At 74.6% G+C, this 25,593-nt stretch carries 18 protein-coding genes and 1 pseudogene; 13 read left to right on the forward strand and 6 right to left on the reverse strand.

Annotated features, from left to right (window positions below):
• The first annotated feature begins 24 nt into the window (after positions 1-24).
• On the forward strand, positions 25-1,248 hold the full coding sequence (locus GTY84_RS08945) for an arginine deiminase (protein WP_161225608.1): 1,224 nt from the start codon (positions 25-27) through the stop codon (positions 1,246-1,248).
• 361 nt (positions 1,249-1,609) lie between these two features.
• Positions 1,610-2,629 (forward strand): ornithine carbamoyltransferase, encoded by a 1,020-nt coding sequence (gene argF, locus GTY84_RS08950; RefSeq protein ID WP_161225609.1) that lies wholly within the window; start codon positions 1,610-1,612, stop codon positions 2,627-2,629.
• A 200-nt stretch (positions 2,630-2,829) separates the two neighbouring features.
• Here argF and GTY84_RS08955 read toward each other — a convergent pair whose 3' ends face one another.
• Positions 2,830-3,291 carry an ATP-binding protein gene (locus tag GTY84_RS08955; protein ID WP_161225610.1) on the reverse strand — a complete coding sequence of 154 codons (462 nt, stop codon included), beginning with the start codon at positions 3,289-3,291 and terminating at the stop codon, positions 2,830-2,832.
• 218 nt (positions 3,292-3,509) lie between these two features.
• On the opposite strand from GTY84_RS08955, the gene GTY84_RS08960 reads away from it, so the two are divergent.
• Positions 3,510-4,337: an enoyl-CoA hydratase family protein gene (locus GTY84_RS08960; RefSeq protein WP_161225611.1), complete on the forward strand. Its 828-nt coding sequence runs from the start codon at positions 3,510-3,512 to the stop codon at positions 4,335-4,337.
• A gap of 563 nt (positions 4,338-4,900) precedes the next feature.
• Positions 4,901-7,177 (forward strand): bifunctional salicylyl-CoA 5-hydroxylase/oxidoreductase, encoded by a 2,277-nt coding sequence (locus GTY84_RS08965; RefSeq protein ID WP_345943376.1) that lies wholly within the window; start codon positions 4,901-4,903, stop codon positions 7,175-7,177.
• 18 nt (positions 7,178-7,195) lie between these two features.
• Here the strand turns inward: GTY84_RS08965 and GTY84_RS08970 are convergent, their stop codons facing one another.
• Both GTY84_RS08970 and GTY84_RS08975 read right to left on the reverse strand, forming a co-directional pair.
• Complete coding sequence (locus GTY84_RS08970; RefSeq protein WP_161225613.1) at positions 7,196-8,098, reverse strand: PaaX family transcriptional regulator C-terminal domain-containing protein; 903 nt, start codon at positions 8,096-8,098, stop codon at positions 7,196-7,198.
• 25 nt (positions 8,099-8,123) lie between these two features.
• Entirely contained in the window at positions 8,124-9,737 is a 1,614-nt protein-coding gene (locus GTY84_RS08975) for an AMP-binding protein (protein WP_161225614.1), read from the reverse strand.
• Positions 9,738-9,974: 237 nt separating this feature from the next.
• On the opposite strand from GTY84_RS08975, the gene GTY84_RS08980 reads away from it, so the two are divergent.
• From GTY84_RS08980 to GTY84_RS08990, 3 genes are all read left to right on the forward strand, one after another.
• The gene (locus GTY84_RS08980; protein ID WP_237532146.1) at positions 9,975-11,390 is read left to right on the forward strand and encodes an acyl-CoA dehydrogenase family protein; all 1,416 of its coding nucleotides are present in this window, start codon (positions 9,975-9,977) and stop codon (positions 11,388-11,390) included.
• Positions 11,387-11,785, forward strand: coding sequence for a Rid family hydrolase (locus GTY84_RS08985; protein WP_161225615.1), 399 nt, complete (start codon positions 11,387-11,389; stop codon positions 11,783-11,785). The genes GTY84_RS08980 and GTY84_RS08985 overlap by 4 nt, the downstream gene beginning before the upstream one ends.
• Positions 11,786-11,966: 181 nt before the next feature.
• Positions 11,967-12,431, forward strand: a complete 465-nt coding sequence (locus GTY84_RS08990; protein WP_161225616.1) for a GNAT family N-acetyltransferase — start codon at positions 11,967-11,969, stop codon at positions 12,429-12,431.
• 140 nt (positions 12,432-12,571) lie between these two features.
• On the opposite strand, the gene GTY84_RS33590 is transcribed toward GTY84_RS08990, so the two are convergent.
• Both GTY84_RS33590 and GTY84_RS09000 read right to left on the reverse strand, forming a co-directional pair.
• Positions 12,572-13,657, reverse strand: coding sequence for a hypothetical protein (locus tag GTY84_RS33590; RefSeq protein WP_237532147.1), 1,086 nt, complete (start codon positions 13,655-13,657; stop codon positions 12,572-12,574).
• Between the two features lie 317 nt (positions 13,658-13,974).
• Entirely contained in the window at positions 13,975-14,268 is a 294-nt protein-coding gene (locus GTY84_RS09000; protein WP_161225617.1) for a hypothetical protein, read from the reverse strand.
• Positions 14,269-14,453: 185 nt separating this feature from the next.
• Between GTY84_RS09000 and GTY84_RS09005 the strand changes: the two genes are divergently transcribed.
• From GTY84_RS09005 to ribB, 5 genes and pseudogenes are all read left to right on the forward strand, one after another.
• The gene (locus GTY84_RS09005) at positions 14,454-15,053 is read left to right on the forward strand and encodes a DUF6299 family protein (protein WP_202550207.1); all 600 of its coding nucleotides are present in this window, start codon (positions 14,454-14,456) and stop codon (positions 15,051-15,053) included.
• A gap of 521 nt (positions 15,054-15,574) precedes the next feature.
• Entirely contained in the window at positions 15,575-16,876 is a 1,302-nt protein-coding gene (locus GTY84_RS09010) for an LLM class flavin-dependent oxidoreductase (protein WP_161225618.1), read from the forward strand.
• A 329-nt stretch (positions 16,877-17,205) separates the two neighbouring features.
• Positions 17,206-17,904, forward strand: coding sequence for a tRNA-dependent cyclodipeptide synthase (locus GTY84_RS09015; protein ID WP_161225619.1), 699 nt, complete (start codon positions 17,206-17,208; stop codon positions 17,902-17,904).
• A gap of 203 nt (positions 17,905-18,107) precedes the next feature.
• Complete coding sequence (locus GTY84_RS09020; RefSeq protein WP_161225620.1) at positions 18,108-18,629, forward strand: pyridoxamine 5'-phosphate oxidase family protein; 522 nt, start codon at positions 18,108-18,110, stop codon at positions 18,627-18,629.
• Positions 18,630-18,864: 235 nt separating this feature from the next.
• Positions 18,865-19,461, forward strand: a pseudogene (gene ribB, locus GTY84_RS09025) (3,4-dihydroxy-2-butanone-4-phosphate synthase); the annotation flags it as partial.
• A gap of 229 nt (positions 19,462-19,690) precedes the next feature.
• Here the strand turns inward: ribB and GTY84_RS09030 are convergent.
• Positions 19,691-23,587 (reverse strand): amino acid adenylation domain-containing protein, encoded by a 3,897-nt coding sequence (locus GTY84_RS09030; RefSeq protein ID WP_161225621.1) that lies wholly within the window; start codon positions 23,585-23,587, stop codon positions 19,691-19,693.
• Positions 23,588-24,199: 612 nt separating this feature from the next.
• On the opposite strand from GTY84_RS09030, the gene GTY84_RS09035 reads away from it, so the two are divergent.
• Positions 24,200-25,471, forward strand: coding sequence for an alpha/beta fold hydrolase (locus GTY84_RS09035; protein ID WP_161225622.1), 1,272 nt, complete (start codon positions 24,200-24,202; stop codon positions 25,469-25,471).
• Positions 25,472-25,593 lie beyond the last annotated feature (122 nt).

The following is a 25,593-nucleotide window of genomic DNA, read 5'->3' on the forward strand; positions in this document are numbered from 1 at the left end:
CCTCCGGTTGGTCAGGATGGGGGCATGGGATTCCACGTCGACTCCGAGGCCGGGCGGCTCACCCGCGTCATACTGCACCGGCCGGATCTGGAGCTGAAAAGGCTCACCCCCAGCAACAAGGACGCCCTTCTCTTCGACGACGTGCTCTGGGTGCGCCGGGCGCGCGCCGAGCACGACGGGTTCGCGGACGTACTGCGCGACCGGGGCGTCGCAGTGCACCTCTTCGGCGACCTGCTCACCGAGACCCTCGCCGTCCCGGCGGCCCGCCGGCTCGTCCTGGACCGGGTCTTCGACGAGAAGGAGTACGGGGTCCTGGCCACGGACCACCTCCGGGCCGCCTTCGAGCCCCTGCCGGCCCGCGAACTGGCCGAGGTGCTGGTCGGCGGCATGACCAAGCGGGAGTACCTGGACGCGCACCCCGAGCCGGCCTCCGTGCGCTTCCACGTCATGGAACTGGACGACTTCCTGCTCGGCCCGCTGCCCAACCACCTCTTCACCCGCGACACCTCCGCCTGGATCTACGACGGCGTCTCCATCAACGCGATGCGCTGGCCCGCCCGGCAGCGGGAGACGGTGCACTTCGAGGCGATCTACCGGCACCACCCGCTCTTCCGCGACGAGACCTTCCACCTCTGGTCCGAGGGCCAGGCGGACTACCCCTCCACCATCGAGGGCGGGGACGTCCTGGTGATCGGCAACGGCGCCGTCCTCATCGGCATGAGCGAGCGCACCACGCCCCAGGCCGTCGAGATGCTCGCCCACAAGCTGTTCGCCGCCGGGTCCGCGCGCACCATCGTGGCGCTGGACATGCCCAAGCGGCGGGCCGTGATGCACCTCGACACCGTGATGACCATGGTCGACGGCGACACCTTCACCCAGTACGCCGGGCTCGGCATGCTCCGCTCGTACACCATCGAGCCGGGGGCGGGGGAGCGGGACCTGAAGGTCACCGACCACCCGCCGGAGCACATGCACCGCGCCATCGCCGCCGCGCTGGGGCTGAGCGAGATCCGGGTGCTGACCGCCACCCAGGACGTGCACGCGGCCGAGCGCGAGCAGTGGGACGACGGCTGCAACGTGCTGGCCGTCGAGCCGGGGGTCGTCGTCGCCTACGAGCGGAACGTGACCACCAACACGCATCTGCGCAAGCAGGGTGTCGAGGTGATCGAGATCCCCGGCAGCGAGCTGGGCCGGGGCCGCGGCGGCCCGCGCTGCATGAGCTGCCCGGTGGAACGCTCCGCCGTCTGACCCGTCTGACCCGTCTGACCCGTCCGGTCTGGCTGTCGCGTCTGCCTCGTCCGGTCCGTCCGGTCCGATGGCCCGTCGGGCCCGGCTGTCCCGCGCCTTCCATGGGCGCGGGGCGGCCGGGGCGGCGCGGTGCCCGCTCCGGAGCCGCCTGCGGTGCGCGTCCGCGCGCGGCGCGTGAACGGCGCGGAGCGGGGCACGGGACGGGCCGGGCGGGCCGGGACGGGAGCGGACCGTCGGGCGGGCGCTCGGCGGGCAGCCCGGAGAGGGCACCTGGGGGACACAGGGGGGCTGTATATAAATTCGACTCCTCGTATAGACTTCCAGTCGTTCCCCGTCCCCCCGTACCGATGGAGCGACCCCCATGGCGACAGTCCCGACCGCCCTCGCCGGCCGCCATTTCCTCAAGGAGACCGACTTCACCGCCGAGGAGTTCCGCGGTCTGGTCGAGCTGGCCGCCGAGCTGAAGGCCGCCAAGAAGGCCGGGACCGAGACGCCGTACCTGCGGGGCCGGAACATCGCGCTGATCTTCGAGAAGACCTCGACGCGCACCCGCTGCGCCTTCGAGGTCGCCGCGGCCGACCAGGGCGCCTCCACCACCTACCTGGACCCGTCGGGCTCCCAGATGGGGCACAAGGAGTCCGTGAAGGACACCGCCCGGGTGCTCGGCCGGATGTACGACGCCATCGAGTACCGGGGCGACAGCCAGCGGAAGGTCGAGGAACTGGCCGCGTACGCCGGGGTGCCCGTCTACAACGGTCTCACCGACGACTGGCACCCCACCCAGATGCTCGCCGACGTGCTCACCATGACCGAGCACTCCACCGCGCCCCTGTCCCGGATCGCCTTCGCCTACCTCGGCGACGCCCGCTTCAACATGGGCAACTCCTATCTCGTCACCGGCGCCCTGCTCGGCATGGACGTGCGCATCGTCGCCCCCCGCGCCTACTGGCCCGCCCAGGAGGTCGTCGACCGGGCGCACGAGCTGGCCGGGGCCTCCGGTGCCCGGATCACGCTCACCGAGGACACCGCGGAGGGCGTCCGGGGCGCGGACTTCGTCGCGACCGACGTCTGGGTGTCGATGGGCGAGCCCAAGGCGGTCTGGGAGGAGCGGATCGCCGCGCTCTCCCCGTACGCCGTGACCATGGACGTGCTGCGCGCCACCGGCAACCCGGACGTGAAGTTCCTGCACTGCCTGCCGGCCTTCCACGACCTGGGCACCCAGGTGGGCCAGGAGATCTTCGCCGCGCACGGGCTGGAGTGCCTGGAGGTCACCGACGAGGTCTTCGAGTCCGCGCACTCAGTCGTCTTCGACGAGGCGGAGAACCGGCTGCACACCATCAAGGCCGTGCTGGTCGCCACGCTCGGCCGCGCCACCGCCTGACGCGGCCCGCGCCGCCGCCGGGCCCGCCCGGCTCCCGGACCGGCCGGCGCCCGCTTCCGCCCGTGCCCGCCTCCCGGCTCCGGCCCGCCGCCTTCCGCGCGGCGGGCCGGAGCCGGGTGTGCGCCGGTCACGGGCGTCTGCGTTCCGGCTCCGCCCGGGGTGCGGGGCTCACGCCCGGCGTCCTGCCCGGGGCGCGGGGCTCATGCCTGGCGTCGGCGCTGCGCCGGTACCGCCGGGAGCCTGAACCAGACCGCCTTGCCCGAGCCGGTGGGGCGGTGTCCGCAGGAGGAGCTGAGGGTGCGGATCAGCAGCAGCCCCCGTCCGTGCTCCTGCCAGGGGTCGGGCGGCTCCAGGTCGGGCCGGGTCAGGTCGGCGGGTGGTGAGGGGTCCCCGTCGTGCACCTCGACCTGGCAGCCGGTCGGCAGCAGCTCCACCACCAGCTCGATCGGCGCTCCGCCCGCCGTGTGCTCGACCGCGTTGGCCACCAGCTCGGCCGTGAGCAGCTCCGCGGTGTCGCAGTCGGCGGACAGCTCCCCCTCCGCCAGCGCCGTGCGGACCAGGGCGCGGGCGGTCGGCACGGCCGCGGCGGTGTGCGGCAGCGCGATGCGCCAGGAGGCGGGGACGGGCGCGGGGAAACGTTCGTGCACGGCGGTTCCGTTCATGGAGCAGGCGGTCCTGTCCTGCTTTCAACCACACGAATGGTACGGGTCCGCTCCGCGCGGGTCGCGGAGGGGGCCCGCGCGGGTGAGCCGGCCGCCCTGGGGAAGGGGCCGCGCCGTCCTTCTATCGCGCACTCGTGACGGCAGTCACAGAATGGTGATAGCGTCGGAGGTGCAGCGCTCCGTGATGCCGTGCCCGCCGTCCCAGGAGGCCGCCCGTCATGAGTCCCTTCACCGGCTCCGCCGCCCGCACCCCGCGGTGGAGGCATCTGCGCGTCGGTCTCGCCGACGGTGTCGCCATGGTCACCCTGGACCGCCCCGACCGGCTCAACGCGTTGACCTTCGCCGCCTACGCCGACCTGCGGGACCTGCTCGCGGAGCTGTCCCGGGAGCGCGCGGTGCGGGCCCTGGTGCTGGCGGGGGAGGGGCGAGGCTTCTGCTCCGGCGGGGACGTCGACGAGATCATCGGCGCCACGCTCGCCATGGACACCGCCGCGCTGCTGGACTTCAACCGGATGACGGGGCAGGTCGTGCGGGCGGTGCGGGAGTGCCCCTTCCCGGTGGTGGCCGCCCTCCACGGGGTCGCCGCCGGGGCGGGCGCGGTGCTCGCGCTGGCCGCGGACTTCCGGGTGGCGGACCCGACCGCGCGGTTCGCCTTCCTCTTCACCCGCGTCGGCCTGTCCGGCGGCGACATGGGCGCCGCCTATCTGCTGCCCCGGGTGGTCGGCCTCGGCCACGCGACGCGGCTGCTGATGCTCGGCGAGACGGTCCGCGCGGCGGAGGCCGAGCGCATCGGCCTGATCAGCGAGCTGACCGAGGAGGGCGGCGCCGACGAGGCCGCCGGGCGGCTCGCCCGCCGCCTGGCCGAGGGCCCGGCCCTGGCCCACGCCCAGACCAAGGCGCTGCTCACGGCGGAGCTGGACATGCCCCTGGCGGCGGCGGTCGAACTGGACGCCGCGACCCAGGCCCTCCTGATGAACGGCGAGGACTACGCCGAATTCCACGCGGCCTTCACGGAGAAGCGCCCCCCGAAGTGGCAGGGACGATGACCACGCACGAACCGATACCACCCAGGACACCCTCCACGGGGTCAACGCTCCCGGCGGGCGCCGTGCCGGAGGGGGCGCGGGGAACCGCGCACGTCGAGTGGGCGGGCCCGCGCGAGGCACCTCCGTCCGGCAGGACACCCTCCACGGGGTCAACGCTCCCGGCGGGTACCGTGCCGGAGGGGGCGCGGGGAACCGCGCACGTCGAGTGCGCGGGCCCGCGCGAGGCACCCCCGTCCGGCAGGACACCCCCCACAGGGTCAACGTCCCCGGCGGGTACCGTGCCGGAGGGGGCGCGGGGAACCGCGCACGTCGAGGGGGCGGGCCCGCGCGAGGCACCTCCGTCCGGCAGGACACCCTCCACGGGGTCAACGCTCCCGGCGGGTACCGTGCCGGAGGGGGCGCGGGGAACCGCGCACGTCGAGGAGAGGAACCCGCACGGCTCCGAAGCCAACCCGCACGGCTCCGAAGGCAACCCCCACCGCCCCGCGAGGGACCCGCACCGCCCCGCGAGGAACCCGTACCGCGCCGCGAGGAACCCCCCACCCCACCCCCACCCCCTCCGCATCGCGATCACCGGCGGAGGCCCCGGTGGCCTCTACGCCGCCGCCCTCCTCAAACGCCTCGCCCCCGACCGCGAGGTCACCCTCTGGGAACGCAACCCCCCGGACGACACCTTCGGCTTCGGCGTCGTCCTCTCCGACGAGACCCTCGGCGGCATCGCGGACGCCGACCCCGAGATCCGCGCCGCCCTGGACCCCGCCCTGGTCCGCTGGGACGACATCGACATCGTCCACCGCGGCGTCCGCCACACCTGCGGGGGCCACGCCTTCGCCGCCCTCGCCCGCCGCCGGCTCCTGAGGATCCTGCACGCCCGCTGCCGCTCCCTCGGCGTGGACCTCCGCTTCGGCGCCCCCGCCCCGGACCCGGCCCGGCTGGCCCTCTCGTACGACCTCGTGGTGGCCGCCGACGGAGTCCACAGCGCCGTCCGCGCCGCCCACGCCCCCGCGTTCCGCCCCCGCCTCACCCCCCACCGCTGCCGGTACATCTGGCTCGCCGCCGACTTCGCCCTCGACGCCTTCCGCTTCGAGATCGCCGAGACCGGCGCGGGCGTGATGCAACTGCACGCCTACCCCTACGCCCCCGACGCCTCCACGGCCATCGTCGAGATGCGCGAGGAGGTGTGGCGGGCCGCCGGCTTCGACGCCCCCGACCCGGCGGCCTCCGTGGAACGCTGCGCCGCCCTCTTCGCCGACGCCCTCGGCGGCCGTCCGCTGCGTTCCCACCGCTCCGCCTGGACCACCTTCCGCACCGTCGTCAACGAGCGCTGGTCGCACGGCAACACCGTCCTGCTCGGCGACGCCGCCCACACCGCGCACTTCTCCATCGGCTCCGGCACCAAGCTCGCCGTCGAGGACGCCCTCGCGCTCGCCGCCTGCCTGGACGAACACCCCACCGTCCCGGCGGCGTTGGCCGCGTACGAGGAGGAGCGGCGCCCCGTGGTCGCCTCCGCCCAGCGCGCCGCCGGGGCCAGCCGGGAGTGGTTCGAGGACCTGGAGCGCCATGCCGCCCGCCGGCCCCGTCAGTTCGCCTTCGACCTGCTCACCCGCAGCCGCCGCGTCACCCACGGCAATCTGCGGCTGCGCGACCCCGCCTTCACCGGCTCCGTGGAGCGGGAGTTCGGCTGCCCGGCCGGCACGCCCCCGATGTTCACCCCCTTCCGGCTGCGCGGACTGACCCTGCGCAACCGCGTCGTCGTCTCCCCGATGGACATGTACTCCGCCACCGACGGCGTCCCCGGCGACCTCCACCTGGTCCACCTGGGGGCCAGGGCCCTCGGCGGCGCGGGGCTGGTCATGACGGAGATGGTGTGCGTCAGCCCCGAGGGACGCATCACCCCGGGCTGCGCGGGCCTGTACACCGAGCACCAGGGCCGGGCCTGGCGCCGGATCACCCGCTTCGTCCACGAGAACGCCCCCGGCACCGCCATCGGCGTCCAGCTCGGACACAGCGGCCGCAAGGGCTCCACCCGCCGGATGTGGGAGGGCATGGACGAGCCGCTCCCCGAGGGCAACTGGCCGCTGTCGGCGGCCTCCCCGCTGCCGTACCGGCCCGGCGGCGCGGTCCCGCGCGAGCTGACCCGCGCCGGACTCACCGCGATACGCGAGCGGTTCACCGAGGCCGCGGCCCGCGCCGCGCGGGCCGGCTTCGACCTGCTCGAACTCCACTGCGCGCACGGCTATCTGCTCTCCGGCTTCCTCTCCCCGCTCACCAACCACCGCACGGACGCCTACGGCGGCTCCCCGGAACGGCGGCTGCGCTTCCCGCTGGAGGTCTTCGACGCCGTCCGTGAGGTGTGGCCCGGGGACCGTCCGATGACGGTCCGCGTCTCCGCCACCGACTGGGCCGAGGGCGGCATCCGGGCCGAGGACGCCGTCGCCGTCGCGCGGGCCTTCGCCGCGCACGGCGCCGACGCGATCGACGTCTCCACCGGCCAGGTCGTCTCCGACGAGCGGCCGGAGTTCGGGCGCTCGTACCAGACGCCCTACGCCGACCGCATCCGCGCCGAGGCGGGCGTACCGGTCATCGCCGTCGGCGCGATCTCCTCCTGGGACGACGTCAACTCGCTGATCCTGGCCGGCCGCGCCGACCTGTGCGCCCTCGGCCGCCCCCATCTCTACGACCCCCAGTGGACCCTGCACGCGGCGGCCGAGCAGGGCTACGCGGGCCCGGGCGCCGTCTGGCCGGCCCCGTACCGGGCGGGCAGCCGCCCGCCGCGCACCGGACGCCCCGGCCCGACCGGTCCCCGTTCCGCCCCGCACCGTGTCCGGGGCGGCGGCTGAGGGCCGCCCCGACCGGCGTCAGCCGCCGCGGACCGCCGTGCCGTTCTCCGCCCCCGGGCCGTCCTCCGCCCCCGGGCCGTCCTCCGCGCCCGGGTCGTCCGCCACCCCCGCGAACACCGCCCCCGCCCCGCGCAGCCGCGCGTGCAGCGCCCGGAAGACGGCGGCCGAACGCGCACCCGGCCAGTCGGGCGGCAGCAGCGCGGTCGGCAGCCCCGGGTCGGTATAGGGCAGGTGGCGCCAGGAGTCCAGGGTCAGCAGGTAGTCGCGGTAGGCGTCCTCCGGCGGGGTGTCCGCCCGCTTCTCCCAGGCGCGCAGCACCGGCGCGTGCCGGTCCAGGAAGGCCTCGTGCTCCGCGGCGATCGCGTCCAGGTCCCACCAGCGCGCCACCGCCCGCGCGGTGGGCGCGTAGCCCAGGTGCTCGCCGCGGAAGAAGTCCACGTAGCCGTCGAGTCCGAGCCGGCCCAGCGCGTGCCTGGTCTCCTCGTACAGCCGGGCCGGGGCGATCCACACCCCCGGGGCGGCGGTGCCGAAGCCGAGTCCGGCCAGCCGGGAGCGCAGCACGTGCCGCTTCTGCCGCTCCGACTCCGGAACCGAGAACACGGCGAGCACCCAGCCCTCGTCGCCGGGCGGGGCGTCGGCGTAGATCCGCCGGTCCCCGTCGTCCAGCAACTGGACCGCCTCGGCGGAGAGTTCGTATCCCGCCGCGCCCGCGGCCGTCCGGGCGGGCAGCAGCAGTCCGCGCCGCTTCAGCCGGGACACCGACGAGCGCACGGACGGCGCGTCCACCCCGACCGCCGCCAGCAGCCGGATCAGCTCCGCCACGGGCACGGGACCCGGCACGAAGCGGCCGTACGCGCCGTAGAGCGTGACGATCAGGGACCTCGGGGCATGCGGTACGTGCAGGTCGGACACATTGATCATCCTAGATCGTCGTGCTCCGGCCCCCTCATGCCAGGTCGCCCGAGCCCTCCGGAGGGGCGAGCAGACGGAACCGCTGGAGCTTGCCGGTCGCCGTGCGCGGCAGCGCGTCCCGCAAGTGGATCTCGCGCGGGCACTTGTACGGCGCCAGCTCGGACAGCAGGAACGCGCGCAGTGCCCCGGCGTCCCGCACGGCCCCCTCGCGCAGCACGGCGTGGGCCACCACGATCTGGCCGCGCGCCTCGTCGGCCCGCCCCACCACCGCCGCCTCGGCCACGTCCGGATGGCGCAGCAGAGCCTCCTCGACCTCGGGTCCGGCGATGTTGTACCCGGAGGAGACGATCATGTCGTCGGCGCGGGCGACGTAGCGGAAGTGGCCGCCCGGCTCGCGGACGTAGGTGTCCCCGGTGATGTTCCAGCCGCCCCGTACGTACTCCCGCTGGCGCGGGTCGTCGAGGTAGCGGCAGCCGACCGGGCCGCGTACCGCCAGCAGCCCGGGCCGCCCGTCCGGCACCGGCACGCCCTGCTCGTCCTGCACCCGCGCCGTCCAGCCCGGCACCGGGAGCCCGGTGGTGCCGGGGCGGATGTCGCCGTCGGCCGCGGAGACGACGATGTGCAGCAGCTCGGTCGCGCCGAGGCCGTTGATGATGCGCAGGCCGGTGTGCTCGTACCAGGACCGCCAGGTGGACTCGGGGAGGTTCTCGCCCGCGGAGACGCAGCGCCGCAGGGAGGTGATGTCGTACCGGTCCAGCTCGTCGAGCATCGCCCGGTAGGCGGTCGGCGCGGTGAACAGCACCGACACCCGGTGGCGGGCCACGGCGGGCAGCAGGTGCCGGGGCCCCGCCCGCTCCAGCAGCAGCGCACCGGCGCCGGCCCGCAGCGGGAAGACGACCAGGCCGCCGAGTCCGAAGGTGAAGCCGAGCGGCGGGCTGCCCGCGAACAGGTCGTCGGCGCGGGGCGCGAGGACGTGCCGCGAGAAGGTGTCCGCGACGGCCAGCACGTCGCGGTGGAAGTGCATGCAGCCCTTGGGCCGCCCGGTGCTCCCCGAGGTGAAGGCGATCAGCGCCACGTCGTCGTCGGCCGTCGCGGCGGCCGGGTACGGGGTGCCGGGCGCCGGGCGGCGCAGCAGGTCGTCCGGGGAGTCCCCGCCGTAGGCCGTGATCCGCAGCCCCGGTATCCCCGCGGCGGCCAGGTCGTCCACCGAGCGGGCGTCGCACAGGGCGTGCCGGACGCGGGCGATGTCGCAGAGGGTGCGCAGTTCGCGGGCGCGCTGCTGGGCGGGCACCGTGACCGCCACCGCGCCCGCCTTGAGCACCGCCAGCCAGCAGGCCGCGAGCCAGGGCGTGGTGGGACCGCGCAGCAGCACCCGGTTGCCGGGGACGACCCCGAGGCCGCCGGTGAGGAGGTGGGCGATTCGGTCGACCCTGGCCCGCAACTGCCCGTACGTCCAGGTGGAACCGTCGTCGGTGCGGAAGGCCGGGCGGTCGCCCGGCGGCCCGGCGAGCAGTTCGACGGCGCAGTTCAGCCGCTCGGGGTAGCGCAGTTCGGGCAGGTCGAAGCGGAGCTGGGGCCACTGGTCGGCGGGTGGCAGGTGCTCGCGCGCGAAGGTGTCGACATGGGCGGAACGGTGTGGGTCTGCCATGGCGGTGCGCCCCCTTTGCCGTGGTGGGCTCGCATCAGGAGCGTATCGTGTTGGTGACGACAGTCAACGGGGCGCGATACTCTCGGAGCGGTCGTTCCGGGGAGGTGGCCGGGCGGTGAAGCGGTGGACGTGGTGGCGCGGTTCGACGGCGTCGGGGCGCCGGGCCGTCGGTGCGCGTCGCCGGAGGCGGGCCGGGGCGTCGGCGGGACGGCCCGGCGGAGAGGGAGGGGACCGGCGATGACGGCGTTCTCACTGACACCGGAGCAACTCGCCTGGCGCGAGGAGTTGCGCGCCCTCGCCGCCGAACGGCTGCGCCCCCTGGCCGACCGGGGCGCACCGGGCCGGGTCAACCGCCCCCTCCTCGCCGAACTCGGCGCCCTCGGCCTGCTGCCCCGGTTGTTCACCTCGGGCGCGCTCGACCTCTGCCTGATGCGCGAGTCCCTCGCGTACGTCTGCACCGAGGCGGAGACCGCCCTCGCCCTCCAGGGCCTGGGCGCCCACCCCGTCCACGCCCACGGCACCGAGTCCCAGCGCGCCCGCTGGCTCCCCCGGGTGGCCGACGGGTCGGCGGTGGCCGCCTTCGCGCTCACCGAGCCGGGGGCGGGCTCGGACGCGGCGGCCCTGTCCCTGCGGGCGGAACGGGTGGCGCCGGGGCCGCCGGGGGAGCCGGAGCCGCCGGGGGAGTCGGGACCGGCCGAGCACTCCGGGCCGCCGGGGGCCCAGGGGGCGTCGGCCGTACCCGGGCCGACGGGGCAGCCGGGGCTGACCAGGCCGACCGGGCCGACGGGGCAGCCGGGGCAGCCGGCGGCGGAGCCTGCCGCCCCGAGGCGCCGGCGTTCCCCCCGGGAGTCGGCCGCCTGGCGGCTGACCGGCGAGAAGCGCTGGATCTCCAACGCCCCCCAGGCCGACTTCTACACCGTCTTCGCCCGCACCACCCCCGGCGCGGGGGCCCGGGGCGTCACCGCCTTCCTCGTCCCCGCCGACCGGCCCGGCCTCACCGGAGAGCCGCTCGACATGCTCTCCCCGCACCCCATCGGCACCCTCGTCCTCGACGGCGTCCACGTCACCACCGCCGACGTCCTGGGCGCGCCGGACCAGGGCTTCCGGGTCGCCATGGACACCCTCAACCTGTTCCGGCCCAGCGTCGGCGCCCTCGCCGTCGGCATGGCACAGGCCGCCCTGGACGCCACCCTCGCCCACACCGCCGCCCGCGACGCCTTCGGCGGCAAGCTGCGCGACCTCCAGGCGGTCTCCCACGAGGTCGCGGAGATGGCCCTGCGCACCGAGGCCGCCCGCCTGATGGTGTACGCGGCGGCCACGGCGTACGACGCCGGCGCCCCCGACGTCCCGCGCCGCGCCGCGATGGCGAAGCTGCTGGCGACCGAGACCGCGCAGTACGTCGTCGACCGCGCCGTCCAACTGCACGGCGCCCGCGCCCTGCTCCGGGGCCACCTGCTCGAACACCTCTACCGGGAGGTGCGCGCGCCGCGTGTCTACGAGGGCGCGAGCGAGGTGCAGCGCGGCATCATCGCCAAGGAGCTGTACCGGGCCCGGGACGGGGCGGGAGGCGACGGCACGCGGAGCACGCCCCCGGACAGGACCGCCCCGCGCACCCCGCCCGACCAGGACCCCGGTACGGAGGCCCACGCATGACCGCCGAACGTGTGAACCCGCCCGAGCTGTCGCCGCCCACCGGCTTCTCCCACGCCGTGGTGGCCACCGGCTCCCGGGTCGTGTTCCTCGCGGGCCAGACCGCGCTGGACGCCGACGGCCGGATCACCGGGGCCACTCTCCCCGAGCAGTTCGCGACGGCCCTCGGCAACCTGCTCACCGCTCTGCGCGCCACCGGCGGCACCCCCGCCGACCTGGCCCGCGTCACCGTCTACGCCACCGACCTGGCCGCCTACCGCGCCCACGCCGCCGACCTCGGCCGCGTCTGGCACCGCCTGGCGGGACGCGACTACCCGGCGATGGCGGTGATCCAGGTCGCCCGCCTGTGGGACGAGCGGGCCCTCGTGGAACTCGACGGCCACGCCGTACTGCCCTGACCCCCGCCGGAGCCCTCCGACGCCGTACGTCCTTCGGGCCGGGACCTCGGCGCCGGGACGGAGCCGCCGGCGGCGCGCGACCGGTGGGCCCGGTGGACCGTTGCCGCCCGGCGGCGGGAGGCCGGCCCCCCGCCGCACCGGCGCCCGTTCGGCCCCGCGGCCGTCTGCGAGACTTGCCCGCATGATCGTCAGACTCGCGGGGCAGCCGGACTTCCCCGGACTGCTCGGCCTGGCCGCCCAGGTGGAGCACTGGTTCGGCCCGCTGGTCGGGGAACCGGGCTTCCACACCGCCGTGCGGGACCACATCGCGCGGGCGGCGGCGCTGGTCGCCGTCTCCCCCGAGGGGGACCTCCTCGGCGGGCTGCTGTTCGGCGCGGAGCCGCCCGTCCACCATGTGCATTGGCTGGTGGTCTCGGAGGGAGCGCGCGGGCGGGGCGTCGGCCGGGAGCTGATGGCCGAGGCGGTCCGCAGGTCCGTCCGGGGTCCGGGCACCCTGGAGGTGGTCACCTTCGGTGCCGACCACCCGGGAGCCGTGGCCAGTGGTGCGCGGGTCTTCTACGAACGTCTGGGCTTCACCCCCGCCGAGGACGCCGAGCCGGGCCCGGAGGGCGGTTCACGGCAGGTCTACCGCCGGACACTGGACTGACGCGGCGCGCGCGGCCCACGGCGCGCGCAGGTCACGGCGCGCGCGGGTCATGTCGTACGGACGTCACGTCATACGAACGCCGCGGGGGCCGCGCCCGCCGGTGAACGGCGGACACGGCCCCCGCGGGCCCGAAGGGTGCGTCAGACGGCGGTGGTGCCGGAGGCGGCGCTCCTGCGGCGGCGCACCACGAACATGGCGCCGACGCCGAGGGCGACCGCGGCGCCGCCCGTGAGGGCGATGGCCGGCAGGGCGGAGCTGGAGCCGGTCTCGGCGAGACGTCCCTCGGGGACGATCTGGATGTCGCCCGAGGGCTTGGTCGGCAGCGGCTTGCTGCCGCCCTGGGGCTTGGCCTCGGTGTCGACCGGGGCCGAACCGGCGGCGAGGATGTCGAACTCGTAGTAGTCGTCGTCGCCGGAGTAGACGCAGTTGCCCTCGTCGTCGGCGTACATGCCGATGCTGATGGCGAAGCCGTAGCCGGCCGGGGCCTTCTTGTCGACGCTCAGGCGCAGGTCGATGGAGAAGGACTCGTTGGCCCGGACGTCGGTGTAGCCGAGGTATCCGGCGGCCTCGTCGTCCTGGCCCAGGGAGATGTCGGTCCAGGCGCCGGTGGCCGGGTCCTTGAACTGCAGCGTGAGGTGGTCCGTCTCGATGAAGAAGTCGTCCTCGTCGATGTGGGCCGCGAACACACCGAGGTCGACGCGCTGGTAGGAGTTGTCCCCCTGGTTGCTGACGTTCAGCTTGAAGTTGTGGAAGCCGCTGCCCGCGACGATCTTGGACGGCAGCCCGGAGAGGCCGGTGCTCAGGTCGTCGTCGAACCGCATGTCCTCCTCGTCGCACTCGGCCGGGCCCTTGGAGGGCGAGGCGGAGGCGGACGCGGAGGGGGAGACCGACGTGGACGGGGAGGCCGTGGGGCTCGCCGACTCGGTCGCGCTGGGCGAGGCGGTCGCCGACTCCGTGGCGGCCGGGGTCGTCTCCTCGTCGGTGGTGGTGTCCTCCGAGGGGGTCTCCTCGGGGGAGGACTCCTCCGTGGTGGTCTCCTCCTCGGTCTCCTCGACGTCGGGGCTCTCCGTGGTGACGGCGGCCTCTTCCTCCTGGACCGGAGCCGACTCGCTGACCGGGGACGACGGGGCGTCGTCCGCCGCGTGGGCGACCGGGGCGACGAGCAGCGCTGCGGGGGCTATCACGGCCGTGGCGGCGGCGACAGCCAGAGTGCGGCGAATCTTCATATGAACCTCATGAGGAGGAAGGTGTTGATGCGTCGCCAGGGTCGACCGGCGGAGGCCGCAAAGAGTTGCACGCTTCTCACATTTTCTTTACGTGACATGTGTCACCTTTCGGCATCCCTGGTCAGCGGCGTGTGCGAGAGACGCCGCTCCCGTGTGCGAGGGGCCACGGGGACCGAGGGGGTGTCCGGATTCCACCGGTCCGGTGCCCGGGCAGGGGTGGCCCCGCGTCAGGAGGACAGGGGGACGGGGGCAGGAGGACGGGAGGAGGGGACCGCGGGTCGGGGGCGTGGAGGCCCGCTTCTCCCTGAGCGCGCGGGTCAGACCTTCCGCGTGCGCTCCAGCCGCCGCTGCCGGGAGCGTTCCGCGAGGGCGGTGAGCGTGAAGCACGTCCCGACGGCGAGACCGCCCAGGGTGGCGAAGGGGAGGTTGCCGGGCTCGTCCTCGGGGGCGATCAGCAGGAAGAACAGGATGTAGGGGACGGTCACGCACAGCCCGGCGACGTACGGGTGCTCCGCCACCCGCCTCTGGAGCCGAGTCGGGGGCCTCTGCCCGCCCAGGACCCGGTCAAGGGTGCGGAACGCGTTGCTGAGGGACCGCCGCCGCTTCGTCACGGCCGAAGGATAGAGCACCCGTTCGCCTCCCCGCCGGGCGGTGGCGCGGGCGGGCGTCCGCCGCGGCCCCGCGCGCCCGGCCCGGTGGCGCGGCTCGCCACCGAAGGGGTGAGGTCACGGGCGCGGAGGGGCCCGCCGGGTACCAGTGGAGCCCCGACACACAGCCAAGCCGACAGGGAGTCCCCATGCCCGTACGAACCGCCGTCCTGGCCATGGCCGCGGGCGCGGCCCTCCTCCTGCCGACGGCCCCCGCGCAGGCCGTCACGCCGCTCACCCCGCTGACGCCCACCGCGGTGACGCCCACCGCGGTGACGCCCACGGGGGTGTCCCCCGCCGCGCAGACGGCCGCCACGTGGCGAACGGCCCCCGCGCACACGACCGCGGCGGTGTCCCCCACCGCGAGGACCACCGCGAGGGCCACCACCGCGAGGGCCGCCGCCGCGGAGACGATCACCATCGCCGCGACCGGCCGTGTCACCGCCGACGGCACGGTCACCCTGTCCGGCACCTATCGCTGCACCGCGGCCAAGGGCCCGGTGCTCCTGGGCTCCTCGGTGGCCCAGGGCGCCGACGCCACCCACTACGGCATCGGCGGCAGCCGGGCGACCTGCGACGGCCGACTGCACCACTGGACCCACACCGGCGGAGTGTCCACCAGCGGCTCCCTGCGCGCCGGCGCGGCTCGGGCCGAGGCCACCCTGCTGGAACTCCGCCCCTCGGGCTTCATCCCCCTCCCCTTCCTCCACGCCCGCCACGCCCGCGACATCACCCTGCTGACGGGCTGACGACCGGCCGCGTTCCTTCTCCCACCGACGGCGCCGGGCCCCTGGGACCCGTGGTGTCGTTCCGGTGGGGACCCCGGGTGCCGTCGCGCCCGGGGGTTCGGCGCACGCGTCGCCGGCACCCGGTCCGGTGCCGGGGAGCCCGACGGGCAGGCACGGCCGCGCCGGGCGGGTCGACGGGGCGGGGAGTCCGTCGCGGCCCGCCCGGTACGGACGCACGGGCGGCCGTCGCGATCCGCCGCCACCCGTCGCGGCCGGGGACGTCCGGCCCTCGTCCGCCACGCGTCGCCTCCCACGGTCCGGGGGCACTCCCGGTCCGCTTAACGCGCGCCGGGAATCAACCGACGGGCCGTCGCCCCTCACTCCCGCCGTCGCCCCCGCGGTCCCAGACTGGGGCGCGTGGCATGGGCACGCCGGAGCGCCCCGGCGGCATCGGCCTGCTGTACGCGCGGACGGGTGACCGGACGTCCCGTATCCGGCCGGTGTGCGCAACGGCAGGCGCGCGGAGGACGGGGAGGACGCAGATGAAGTTCGGAATCCTGTACGAAATGCAGTCGCCGCGCCCCTGGGACGGCGGCAGCGACCAGCGGAAGTTCGCCGAGGCCCTGGACCAGATCGAGCTGGCCGACCGCATTGGCATCGACTACGTCTGGGCGGTGGAGCACCACTTCCTGGAGGAGTACTCGCACTCGTCCGCCCCCGAAGTGCTGCTCGGCGCGGTCACCCAGCGGACGAAGAACATCCGGCTCGGGCACGGCATCACCCTCACGTCTCCGCGCATCAACCACCCGGCGCGTCTGGCGGAGCGGATCTCGACCCTGGACGTCCTGAGCGGCGGGCGGGTGGAGTGGGGCACCGGGGAGGGGAGCACGGCCATCGAACTGGAGGCCTTCGGCATCCCGTACGACGAGAAGAGGGCCATGTGGGAGGAGGGGGCCCGCGAGGCGGCGAACATGATGGCCCTCGACCCCTACCCGGGCTGCCGGGGCGCCTACTTCACGATGCCCTGCCGCAGTGTCGTACCGAAACCCCTCCAGCGTCCGCACCCGCCGATGTGGCTGGCGTGCGCGCGCCGGGAGTCCATCCGCAGGGCCGCCCTGAACGGTCTGGGCGCGCTGGTCTTCGGCTTCGTCGAGCCTGAGGAGGCGGCCGGGTGGGTGCGCGAGTACTACGACATCATCAGGTCCGACGCGTGCGTTCCGGCGGGGCACACGGTGAACGCGAACGTCGCCGCGCTGTGCGGGTTCTCGGTGCACGAGGACGGGCAGGTCGCCGTCGGCAGAGTGGCCTCCGGGTTCGGCTTCTTCGGCTACGGGCTGGGCCATGTCTGGACGTTCGGGGAGCACCGGCCCGGCCGGACCGACCTCTGGGGGGAGTTCAAGCGGGCCGAGGAGCGCATCCCCTTCCATCCGGAGCAAGGGGCCATCGGCGACCCGGCCACGGTGACCGACCAGTTGGCCCGCTACGAAAGGGCCGGCGTCGATCAGGTCATCCTGCTGCAGGCGGTCGGCCACAACCGGCACGAGCACATCTGCGAGTCGCTGGAGCTCTTCGGCAGGGACATCCTGCCCCCGTTCCGCGCCCGTGACGTACTGGCGCAGGCGCGGAAGGACGAGAGCCTCGAAGGGCATTTCGCCGCGGCCCGGGACAGAAGGGCGCGGCTGACGCGGTATCCCCGGAGCGAGGACATCCCCGTGATCCGCGCCGCGGCACGCCAGGAGGCCCTGAGGGACCGGCTGGTCCCGCCCGAGGGGGAGATCGGCGGTGGGCTGCCCATGCTGCACGAGAGTCCCGGCGCGGCCCGTCCCGGCCAGGACTCCGGCTGAGGCGGGACGGGGAAGCGGGGAGGGGCAGCGGGAAGGGGCACACGGGGCGTGCCCGCCGCCCCGCCGGAGCCGGCCGTGGCCACACCCCGGGGGAGCCGGGGCCGCGCGGTGGCGGGGCCCCGAGCCCGTGGATCCCGCCGACGGACCGCCCCGGGGAGCCCCGGCGGCGGAACGCGGCGGGGCGGAACGGACGCGGAACGGACGCGGAACGGACGCGGAACGGACGCGGAACGGACGCGGAACGGACGCGGAACGGATCAGGCGGAACCGATACGAGACGTTCGTCCTCGGAACGGTCATCGCCCGGGGAGGAACGAAAGGAGCCCGGGATGTCCCCGACGGATCCCTCAGTGGATGCCCTCTTCACTCCGATCGACCCCAGGAGCGCGCGACTGCTGGACAGGGCCGAGCACGGCATGCTCACACTCAGCGTGTTCAACAGCTACTTCAGCCAGGAGATCATCAACTTCAGCGTGCTGGCCGTGCACAGGCGCTTTCACACCTTCGACGTGGTGACGCCGGGAACCGAGCTGGGCATCCTCCTGGAGGCCGCGGGATACAGCCCCGAGAGGGCCGAGGCGAAGGTCCGCAAGAACCTCGCCATGCTCCGGGGACGCATCCTCAAGGCGTACGACCTCATCGGTGTGCCGCGCCTGACCGCCGAGCGGCACATCCTCACCTTCGGCGGCATGCGGGGGAATCCCGTGTACGAGGAACTCTCGGCCGTCATCAGCCGGGAGATCGACCGCGACGCCGTCTTCCGGGACGCCTGCTGCAACATATCCCGGCGTGTCCTGGGGCGCATCAACCAGGGCTCGCGGCCCACCCGGGAGCAACTCGACGCGGGAGTCAGGTACTACATCGGAGAGGCCGCGGTCATGACCGACGCGGCCGGGATGCTCGGCCACGACAGCTCGGTCACCTGCTACCGCCATGTCATCGAGTTCATCAAGCCCCTGTACGAGGGCAGGCTGAGATGGCGGCCGGCCGAGAACCAGGGATACGCGAGCCTCCGGCCGCTCCCCTGATCACCGCACGTCCGGACTGCCGGGGGTGCCCCGGCCCTCCGGCGGTCGTCCTCCCGTCCCGGGAACCCGTCCCCCCAGGAGGTTGCCGTGTCCCTTCCCACCGAGCCCCGCCGACGTCCTGACGGCCCGTCCCGGAGCCGTCGCCCCCGCGCGGGCGCGGCCCGCGGCACCTGCCCGGTCCCGCCCGGCACGGGGTCGTGGGTATGACGGCCCGGCGGCAGGTCTCCCGCCCCACCATGTCGCGGGCCGAGGTCGACGCGTTCCTCGGGGAGCAGCGTGTCTGCCGGGTCGCGACCGTGTCCCGCGAGGGCGTCCCGCACGTGACGCCGATGTGGTTCGTGTGGGACGGCTCCGCCCTGTGGCTGTACTCCCTGACTCGCAGTCGGCGATGGGCCGACCTCGAACACGATCCGCGGATCGCCGCCGTCGTCGATGCCGGCGGGGCGTTCGACGAACTGCGCGGTGTGGAACTGTCCGGGCGGGCCGAGTTCGTCGGGGAGGTACCGCGGACGGGAAGGCCGCACGGGGCGCTGCGAGAGGTGGAACGCGCCTATGCGCGGCAGTACCTCGACCTGCCCGAACTCCCGCACGACGGTCTCCACGGATGGGTCCGGATCGGGCCGCGGGCGATCCGTACGTGGGACTTCCGGAAGCTCGCCGAACCCCACTGGCCGTTCTCGGCCGCGTCCCGCCCCGGCACCGACGGGACGCGTCGGCCCGGATAGGCGGCCGGAGCCGGTCCGCGGGGGAGGGCGGCTCCGTTCCGGGCCGGGGTGCCGTCCGTCCGGAGCACGTGAACGGCTCCGCCCTGCGGCGGAATTCCGCCCACCCCACACACCGGAGTCCCGTATGACCACGCCCGTGCCCGACCCGCCCGGCACTCCGCGTCTCCCGGCCTCCCGGCACCGGCCGCCCCGGGGCCGGCCCCCGGGCCGCTCGACGGGGACCGCGCTCGATCCGGTGGAACGCGCCATCACCGACATCGCCGCCGGCCGTCCTGTCGTCGTCGTGGACGACGAAAGGCGCGAGAACGAGGGAGACCTCGTCATCGCGGCCCAGAAGGCCACTCCGGAAACCGTCGCCTTCATGATGCGCGAGTGCCGCGGGCTGATCTGCGCGCCCATGGCAGGTCCCGAACTGGACCGGCTCATGCTGCCCCAGATGGCCGAGCGGAACACCGAGGCCATGGGCACCGCGTTCACCGTCTCCGTCGACGCGAGCAGCGCGCACGGGGTGTCCACCGGCATCTCGGCGGCGGATCGCGCCACCACCCTGAGACTGCTGGCGAGCGGTGGAGCGGGGCCCGGGGACTTCGTGCGCCCCGGGCACCTCTTTCCGCTGCGCGCCCGGCCCGGGGGCGTCCTCACCCGTCCCGGCCACACCGAGGCCGCCGTCGACCTGGCACGTTCCGCCGGAATGCGTCCGGCGGGAGCGATAGTCGAGATCGCCGCCCCGGACGGGTCCATGCTTCGGCTTCCCGGCCTGCTGGCCTTCGCCCGTGAGCACGCGCTGTCGATCATCTCCATCGAGGACCTCGCCGCCCACCTGCGCGGAGCCCGGGGCGGACGGATCCGCGGTCCCCGCGACGACGGAGTCGGTTCCGCCCCGTAGTGACGCGGGCGCGGGGGACACCACGACGGCGTGCCGCGGCCGGTCCGTCGACGGAGCCCGCGCTCCGGGCGCCGCGCGTCCCGCCCCGGCCGGGAGCCGGCCCCGCGCGTGAGTGAGGGGGGAGCAACGGCGGCGCGGAGCGGAGGGGGCGGGTCCCCGGCTTCGGACGCCGGTCTCACAGCGCGGCGACGGTGCGCCAGTAGGAGGTGAGCACGTGGTCCAACCGCTCGGCGGCCCGCACCAGTGCGGCGGCGGGCTCCCCGGCGCCGACCGCGTCCTCGGCGAGGCGGGTGGCGGCGGCTCGTAGCCCGGTCGCGGGCTGGACGAAGGGGACGAGGTACGCGCGGACGGGGTCCGGCACCGGTGTGCGGGACACGGACAGGCCGTGGACCAGTTCCGCGCACACCGCGGGCCAGAGCACGAGTTCGTTGCGCAGTACCACCGCGGCGGCGCCGGCCGACGCGGTCCGGGCGAGGTCGGAGTGGAAGTCCGCGAGTTCACGTGCTCCGGACGGGACGGGGCGGTCGTCGGCGCCGGTGACGGGCAGCCCCAGGGACGCGGCTGCGGCTTCCAGCGGTCCGCGGACCAGATGCAGGGACCGCGCGGCGTCCCGGAACAGCCGGCCGGCGGCACCCGCGGGAAAGCGCGAGGCGAGCCGGTCGAACGAGGCGGCCTCGGCGGGCTGGGCATGCAGCTCGCTGACGATCAGGCGCCGGATCTGCTCCATGGTGACGGCCCCCCGCAGGAGCGCGGGGCGCAGAGCGTTGGCCCGTAGGTGACCGGCCACGTGGGGCAGGAGGTCCTTCACCAGGCGACGGGAGGTGTCCGGGGTGCGCTCGGCGGGGATCCGGGGCGCGCCGTTGATGAACGGCGGACGCGGCGCGGGAGCCGGCGTGGCCGGGGCGGTGGCCCGGGGAGCGGCGGTCGGCGCGCCGAGGAACCCGGAGTCCTGGAAGTGCCGCAGGTACAGGTCGATCAACTCCGCGTCCACCGGTGGGAGTACCAGGCCGGCACCGCGGGTGCTCCGCTCGGTGTTGTACCTGCTGAACTCCGGGAAGGTCTCGGCGAAGTACATCTCCTTCACCGTGATGTCCGCGCCGGCGGCACTGTCGTGGAACATCGGCATGAACGCCGTCATGGGGTGGCGGGGGTCGCGGCGGGTCAGCCGGGTGACGGCGTCGGTCCATTCGCCGTACGGGACCTCCCGCACCGGGTACCCGAGAGCGCGGAGCCGCTCGACGAGGAGGCCCAGCCGGGCATCGCGGGGGTTGGTGAGGTGGTACACCCGGCCGTCGGGTTCCTCGTTGCGCAGGATGTGGACGATGGCCTCGGCCGTGTAGTCGACGGGGACGAAGTCGAGCGGCAGGCCGACGTCGGGTGCCAGCCCGGTCTCCGCGATCGTACGGAACCAGGCGCACATGAGGGTGTCGGTGTTCCAGATGCCGCGGTCCCGGGTGCCGGTGATCTCGTACGGACGGTACAGGGAGACGGGGAGGCCCGCCCCGGCGGCCCGGCGCACGAGCTCCTCCGCGACCCACTTGCTCTCCGCGTATCCGAGCGTGATCCGCTCGGGGAAGGCCGGTGGCCGGTCCTCCATCACATAGCGTTCCCCGGCCGTCCCGAAGCCCACCAGGGAGATCATCGTGGAGACGTGGTGGAACGGCTTGAGACGGTGGCGGGAGGCCAGTTCCAGCAGGGTGCGGACCCCGTCCACGTTGGTCGTGCGGAGAGTGGTGTACGGATAGGCGAAGTTGACCAGGGAACCGGAATGGACGATCGCGTCCACCGACCGGGCCAGGGTGTCGAAGGCGTCGGGCCCCAGCCCCAGAAGAGGCCGGGACAGGTCACCGGGGACGGGGACCACGTGGTCGCGCACCGCCTCGGGGTCGAGGCCGTAGCGGCGGGCGCGTCCGGCAAGGCGCCGCAGGACATGAGCGTCGTCGTCGGCGCGCACCAGGCAGTACACCTTCCCGGTCCCCGACGCGACCAGCCGGTCGAGGAGGAACACCCCCAGGAATCCGGTGGCGCCCGTCAGGAGAACACGGCGCGGGTCGCGAGGGGCGTCGACCGGCGGGGCGCCGAAGCCCACGGCCGGGGGGAGCGCCGCCTCCGACGCGAAGTCCACCGGAGCGGCATCCGTGCGCCCGGGGGCGAGGGCCCGGAGGTCCTCGGCGAAGGCGACCGCGGTGGGGTTGCGCAGCAGCGACCGGATCACCTCGCTCTCCCGTCCGGCCGGTATGCCCAGCCGCGCGGTGACCGCTGCCGCCACCTGGGCCGTCTGCAACGACTGGCCGCCCAGGTCGAAGAAGTTGTCCGACCGGCCGACGGGTGTACCCAGCACGCGCCGCCACACCTCGGCCACGGCCCGCTCCGTGCGCCCGAGCGGCTGCTCCTCCCGCGGCACCGCTGCCGCCGCAATCACGCCCCGGGAAGCCGTGAGCGCCGCCCGGTCGACCTTCCCGCGCGCGTCGACCGGCATCGCCTCCACGAGAACGATGTCCTGCGGCACCATGAACACCGGAAGTCTGTCCCGCAGGTAGGTCCGCAGCCAGCCGGGCAGCGTCCGCGGGTCGGCCGCCTCCTCCGCCACGGCCCAGCCGCGGAGCCGCTCCGCACCATCCTCCTCGACCACGGCCACGGCGGCCTCCCTCACCCGGGGGTGAGCCGCCAGCACGGTCTCGATCCCCCGCAGGTCGACGCGGAAGCCGCCGATCTTCGTCTGACGGTCCCGCCGCCCCAGGAACTCGATCACGCCGTCCGTACGCCACCGCGCCATGTCCCCGGTGCGGTACAGGCGCGCCCCTGGGCGCGAGCCGAAGGGGTCGGGAACGAACCGTTCCGCGGTCAGTCCGGGCTGCCCCAGGTAGCCGATCGCCACGCCGTCGCCCCCGACCCACAGTTCGCCCTCCTCCGACACATCCGCGAGGGAGCCGTCCTCACGGACCACGTAGGCGGTGCAGTTCGACAGGGGGCGGCCGATCGGTACCGGTTCCCCTTCCGGGGGGGCCTCATCGATCACATGGGCCGTGCACAGGACCGCGTTCTCCGTCGGCCCGTAGCCGTCGACCAGCCGTCCGGGCGCGCCGTGCTCCAGCACCCCGCGCACCGCCGCGGGGCTCACCACGTCGCCGCCGACCACCAGGCACCGCAGCGTGCCGAACATCCGCGGGCGGAGCCTGGCCAGTTGGTGGAAGAGCGCCGCCCCCAGCCACATGACCGATATCCGCTCCCGCACCAGCAGGCCCTCCAGAGCCACCGCCGACAGCAGTGTCGCCTGGGTGGGGACCACCAGCCGCGCTCCGTTCAGAAGTGCTCCGAACAGATCGAAGACCGACAGGTCGAAGGTCAGGTTCACGGTCGAGCACACCGTGTCCTCGGGGGCGAACCCCATGACCGGCTGGCCTCGCACCAGGCGCACTATGCCCCGGTGCGGGACGACCACGCCCTTGGGAGCCCCGGTCGAACCCGAGGTGTACAGCACATATGCCGGGTCCTCGGCCCCCACCCCGGGGAGCACGTCCCGCAGCGGTTCCCGCATGGCCCCGGCGATGTCCACGCGCTGCGTCACACCGCCGGACGGTCCGCGGTGATCGCCCCTGGAGACGATCGTGACACGGCATCCGGCGTCCCTGACGACGGACTCGATGAGCCGGGTCGGAGAGTTCAGGTCCAGTGGTACGTAGACCGCCCCGGCCCGCAGGATGCCGAGGATCGCCACGTACCCCTCGACGGACCGCTCCAGGGCCACGGCCACCCGGTCCCGCGGGCGCACTCCACGGGCGGACAGCGCCGACGCCACCCGGTCCACCCGGTCCAGCAGTTGTCCGTAGGTGAGGTCGTCGCCGCCCTCGGGGGAGAGCGCCACCGCGGTCGGCCGCCGCCGCGCCGTCTCGGCGAACAGCTCGTGCGCCGTCGCCTCCCGCGGGTACTCCCTCTCCGTACGGTTCCACTCCCGGATCCGCCGCGGCAGGTCCTCCTCGGTCCCGGGCGCCGCCGCCCCGTCACCGGCCGACGGAGGTCCGGCGGGCGTGGCCGAGCCGTCTCCATGGGGATGGTGTGTACCGGCCGCCATGTTCATCACCGCACTCGCCGAGTGCCGTCCCCTTCGATCGACGGGTCACGGGAAACGTCCGAGTCGCGTGACGGGATCCCCTCGGCCCCGGCGGCCCCGCACGGCTCCGGATCGCGGGGGACCGGCGAAGGGCGGCATCGGGCACCTGCCCGGACGTTCCTCCAGTGTGTGCGGCATCGGCGGGTGCCGGGAAGCGCCGGCGCCCGGGTAGCCGTGAACACGTTGAAGGCCCGGCGCGGAGTGCGCCGGAGGCCGCGTCCGGAGGCGGGAGACGCCGGAGCGCGCCGGGGCTCCGCGGACGCGTCAGGCCGTCGATCCGCTCGGGCGGGGCCGTGTCGGCCCGGTTTCGGATGCCGGGCAGTGGGCCGGCGGAGGGTCCCGGGCGCTGGGCGGTTCCCTCCCGGCAGACGGGCGGATTCAACGCGTTCACGCGTCGGACGGCATCCGGGTCTTCCCCCGCACGGGCTGCCCGGTCCTACTGGAAGCCGGGTGAGAGCCCGGCACGCGCGGGCGTCGCCCGCACCGGCCAGGAGACCCGACCGCCTCCGCACGCCTTCGAGCGGGGCGGCCGGGGCGAGCCCCTGGACCCGACCTCCTGTGAAAGGTGCTTCCATGCCCGCTGAGAGCCGCTCCCGTACGTGCCCCGGGCTGGTCGGTGTCTGGCATCTGACATCGTTCACCGTGCGCGACCGGAGCGGCGGCGTCATCGGACATCCCATGGGCGTCTGTCCGACCGGAGTGCTCACGTACGGTGCCGACGGTTCCATGTCCGTGCACCTCGGCGCCTCCGGGCCCGCTGTCCCCGGGGACGGAGCACCCCACCCGGAGGGTACGGAGGGCCTGGTCCGCCAGCGGCCCTACCTCGGGTACGCGGGTACCTTCGCCCACACGGGCGACCGCGTCGTGCACCGACTGGAGATCGCCTCGGTTCCGCAGTGGGTCGGGACGGAGCAGGTGCGCGCCGTCCGCTTCGACGGTGACGAACTCACGCTGTCGCCGCCTCCCGAGAACGACCGCACACTCGCCCTGACCTGGCGACGGCACCGCACGTCCACCGGTCCGCGGCCCAGGAGCGGGTTCATCGGCCTGCCGGCGGGACGGTTCCACTACCTGTCGTGGGCGGCCGACGGCACCCGGCGGCCCTGCGCGGTGCTCCTGCACGGCAACGCGGGTTCGGCCCGGGGCTTCGGCCGTCTGGCACCGGACCTCGCCGAGCGGTACCGGGTGTTCGCCCTCGACATGCGCGGGCACGGCTCCAGCGTGCGACCGGACCCGGGCGACTACGGCCTGCGCGCGGCCGCCGATGACGTACGCGGCTTCCTGGCCGCTCTCGAACTCACCGACCCCCTGGTCATGGGCCACTCCTGGGGCGCGGCCGTCGCACTGGTCCTGGCCGTGGGCGCGGAGTCGCGGGAGCCGCCTCCGCGCCTGTCCGGGCTCGTACTGGAAGACCTGCCCGCGACCATGGCGTTCCCCGACGACGTCGTCGTCAAGCTGCAGAAACTGGTCGCCACCCCGTACCGGGATCTGCGCTCCCGACTCGAAGCGCGCAATCCGTCCTGGCACGCGGCGGATCTCGACGCCATGGCGTGGGGGCTCCAGGAGGCGGACCCCTCCCTCGTCCGCCGGCTGTGCGAGGACGGCGCCCGGTCGGGCGATCTGCTCCCGCTCCTGCGACGGGTGGCCGCCCCGCTGCTGCTCATGCGGGCCGACCCGCGAAGGGACGGAGTGCTCGACGGTGCCGCCTGGGCGCGGGCGCGCGCCCACCTGCCCGCCCGCGCGATCACCGCCGAACCGGCGGGTGTGTCCCACAACATGCACTACGACGGGTACCGGCGGGTCCTCGACACCCTCCTCGACTTCACGGACGGCCTGGAGCGCTGAGGCCCGTACCCGGCGTCCCGCGTCTCCGTGCGCCCCGTCGGCCCGGAACCGACGACCCGATCACGACCCGTAGAGGGGAGGAGGGCACCCTGACCGCACCGAGGCTTCCCAACTCCGCGCTG

This window comes from Streptomyces sp. SID8352 (assembly GCF_009862265.1).
Lineage (GTDB): Bacteria > Actinomycetota > Actinomycetes > Streptomycetales > Streptomycetaceae > Streptomyces.

What these genes read in the sequence shown, in the direction of transcription:
- GTY84_RS08945 (WP_161225608.1), top strand. Translation starts at nt 25, where the DNA reads ATGGGATTCCACGTCGACTCCGAGGCCGGGCGGCTCACCCGCGTCATA.
- argF (WP_161225609.1), top strand. Translation starts at nt 1,610, where the DNA reads ATGGCGACAGTCCCGACCGCCCTCGCCGGCCGCCATTTCCTCAAGGAG.
- GTY84_RS08955 (WP_161225610.1), bottom strand. Translation starts at nt 3,291, where the DNA reads ATGAACGGAACCGCCGTGCACGAACGTTTCCCCGCGCCCGTCCCCGCC.
- GTY84_RS08960 (WP_161225611.1), top strand. Translation starts at nt 3,510, where the DNA reads ATGAGTCCCTTCACCGGCTCCGCCGCCCGCACCCCGCGGTGGAGGCAT.
- GTY84_RS08970 (WP_161225613.1), bottom strand. Translation starts at nt 8,098, where the DNA reads ATGATCAATGTGTCCGACCTGCACGTACCGCATGCCCCGAGGTCCCTG.
- GTY84_RS08975 (WP_161225614.1), bottom strand. Translation starts at nt 9,737, where the DNA reads ATGGCAGACCCACACCGTTCCGCCCATGTCGACACCTTCGCGCGCGAG.
- GTY84_RS08980 (WP_237532146.1), top strand. Translation starts at nt 9,975, where the DNA reads ATGACGGCGTTCTCACTGACACCGGAGCAACTCGCCTGGCGCGAGGAG.
- GTY84_RS08985 (WP_161225615.1), top strand. Translation starts at nt 11,387, where the DNA reads ATGACCGCCGAACGTGTGAACCCGCCCGAGCTGTCGCCGCCCACCGGC.
- GTY84_RS08990 (WP_161225616.1), top strand. Translation starts at nt 11,967, where the DNA reads ATGATCGTCAGACTCGCGGGGCAGCCGGACTTCCCCGGACTGCTCGGC.
- GTY84_RS33590 (WP_237532147.1), bottom strand. Translation starts at nt 13,657, where the DNA reads ATGAAGATTCGCCGCACTCTGGCTGTCGCCGCCGCCACGGCCGTGATA.
- GTY84_RS09005 (WP_202550207.1), top strand. Translation starts at nt 14,454, where the DNA reads ATGCCCGTACGAACCGCCGTCCTGGCCATGGCCGCGGGCGCGGCCCTC.
- GTY84_RS09010 (WP_161225618.1), top strand. Translation starts at nt 15,575, where the DNA reads ATGAAGTTCGGAATCCTGTACGAAATGCAGTCGCCGCGCCCCTGGGAC.
- GTY84_RS09015 (WP_161225619.1), top strand. Translation starts at nt 17,206, where the DNA reads ATGTCCCCGACGGATCCCTCAGTGGATGCCCTCTTCACTCCGATCGAC.
- GTY84_RS09020 (WP_161225620.1), top strand. Translation starts at nt 18,108, where the DNA reads ATGACGGCCCGGCGGCAGGTCTCCCGCCCCACCATGTCGCGGGCCGAG.
- GTY84_RS09030 (WP_161225621.1), bottom strand. Translation starts at nt 23,587, where the DNA reads ATGGCGGCCGGTACACACCATCCCCATGGAGACGGCTCGGCCACGCCC.
- GTY84_RS09035 (WP_161225622.1), top strand. Translation starts at nt 24,200, where the DNA reads ATGCCCGCTGAGAGCCGCTCCCGTACGTGCCCCGGGCTGGTCGGTGTC.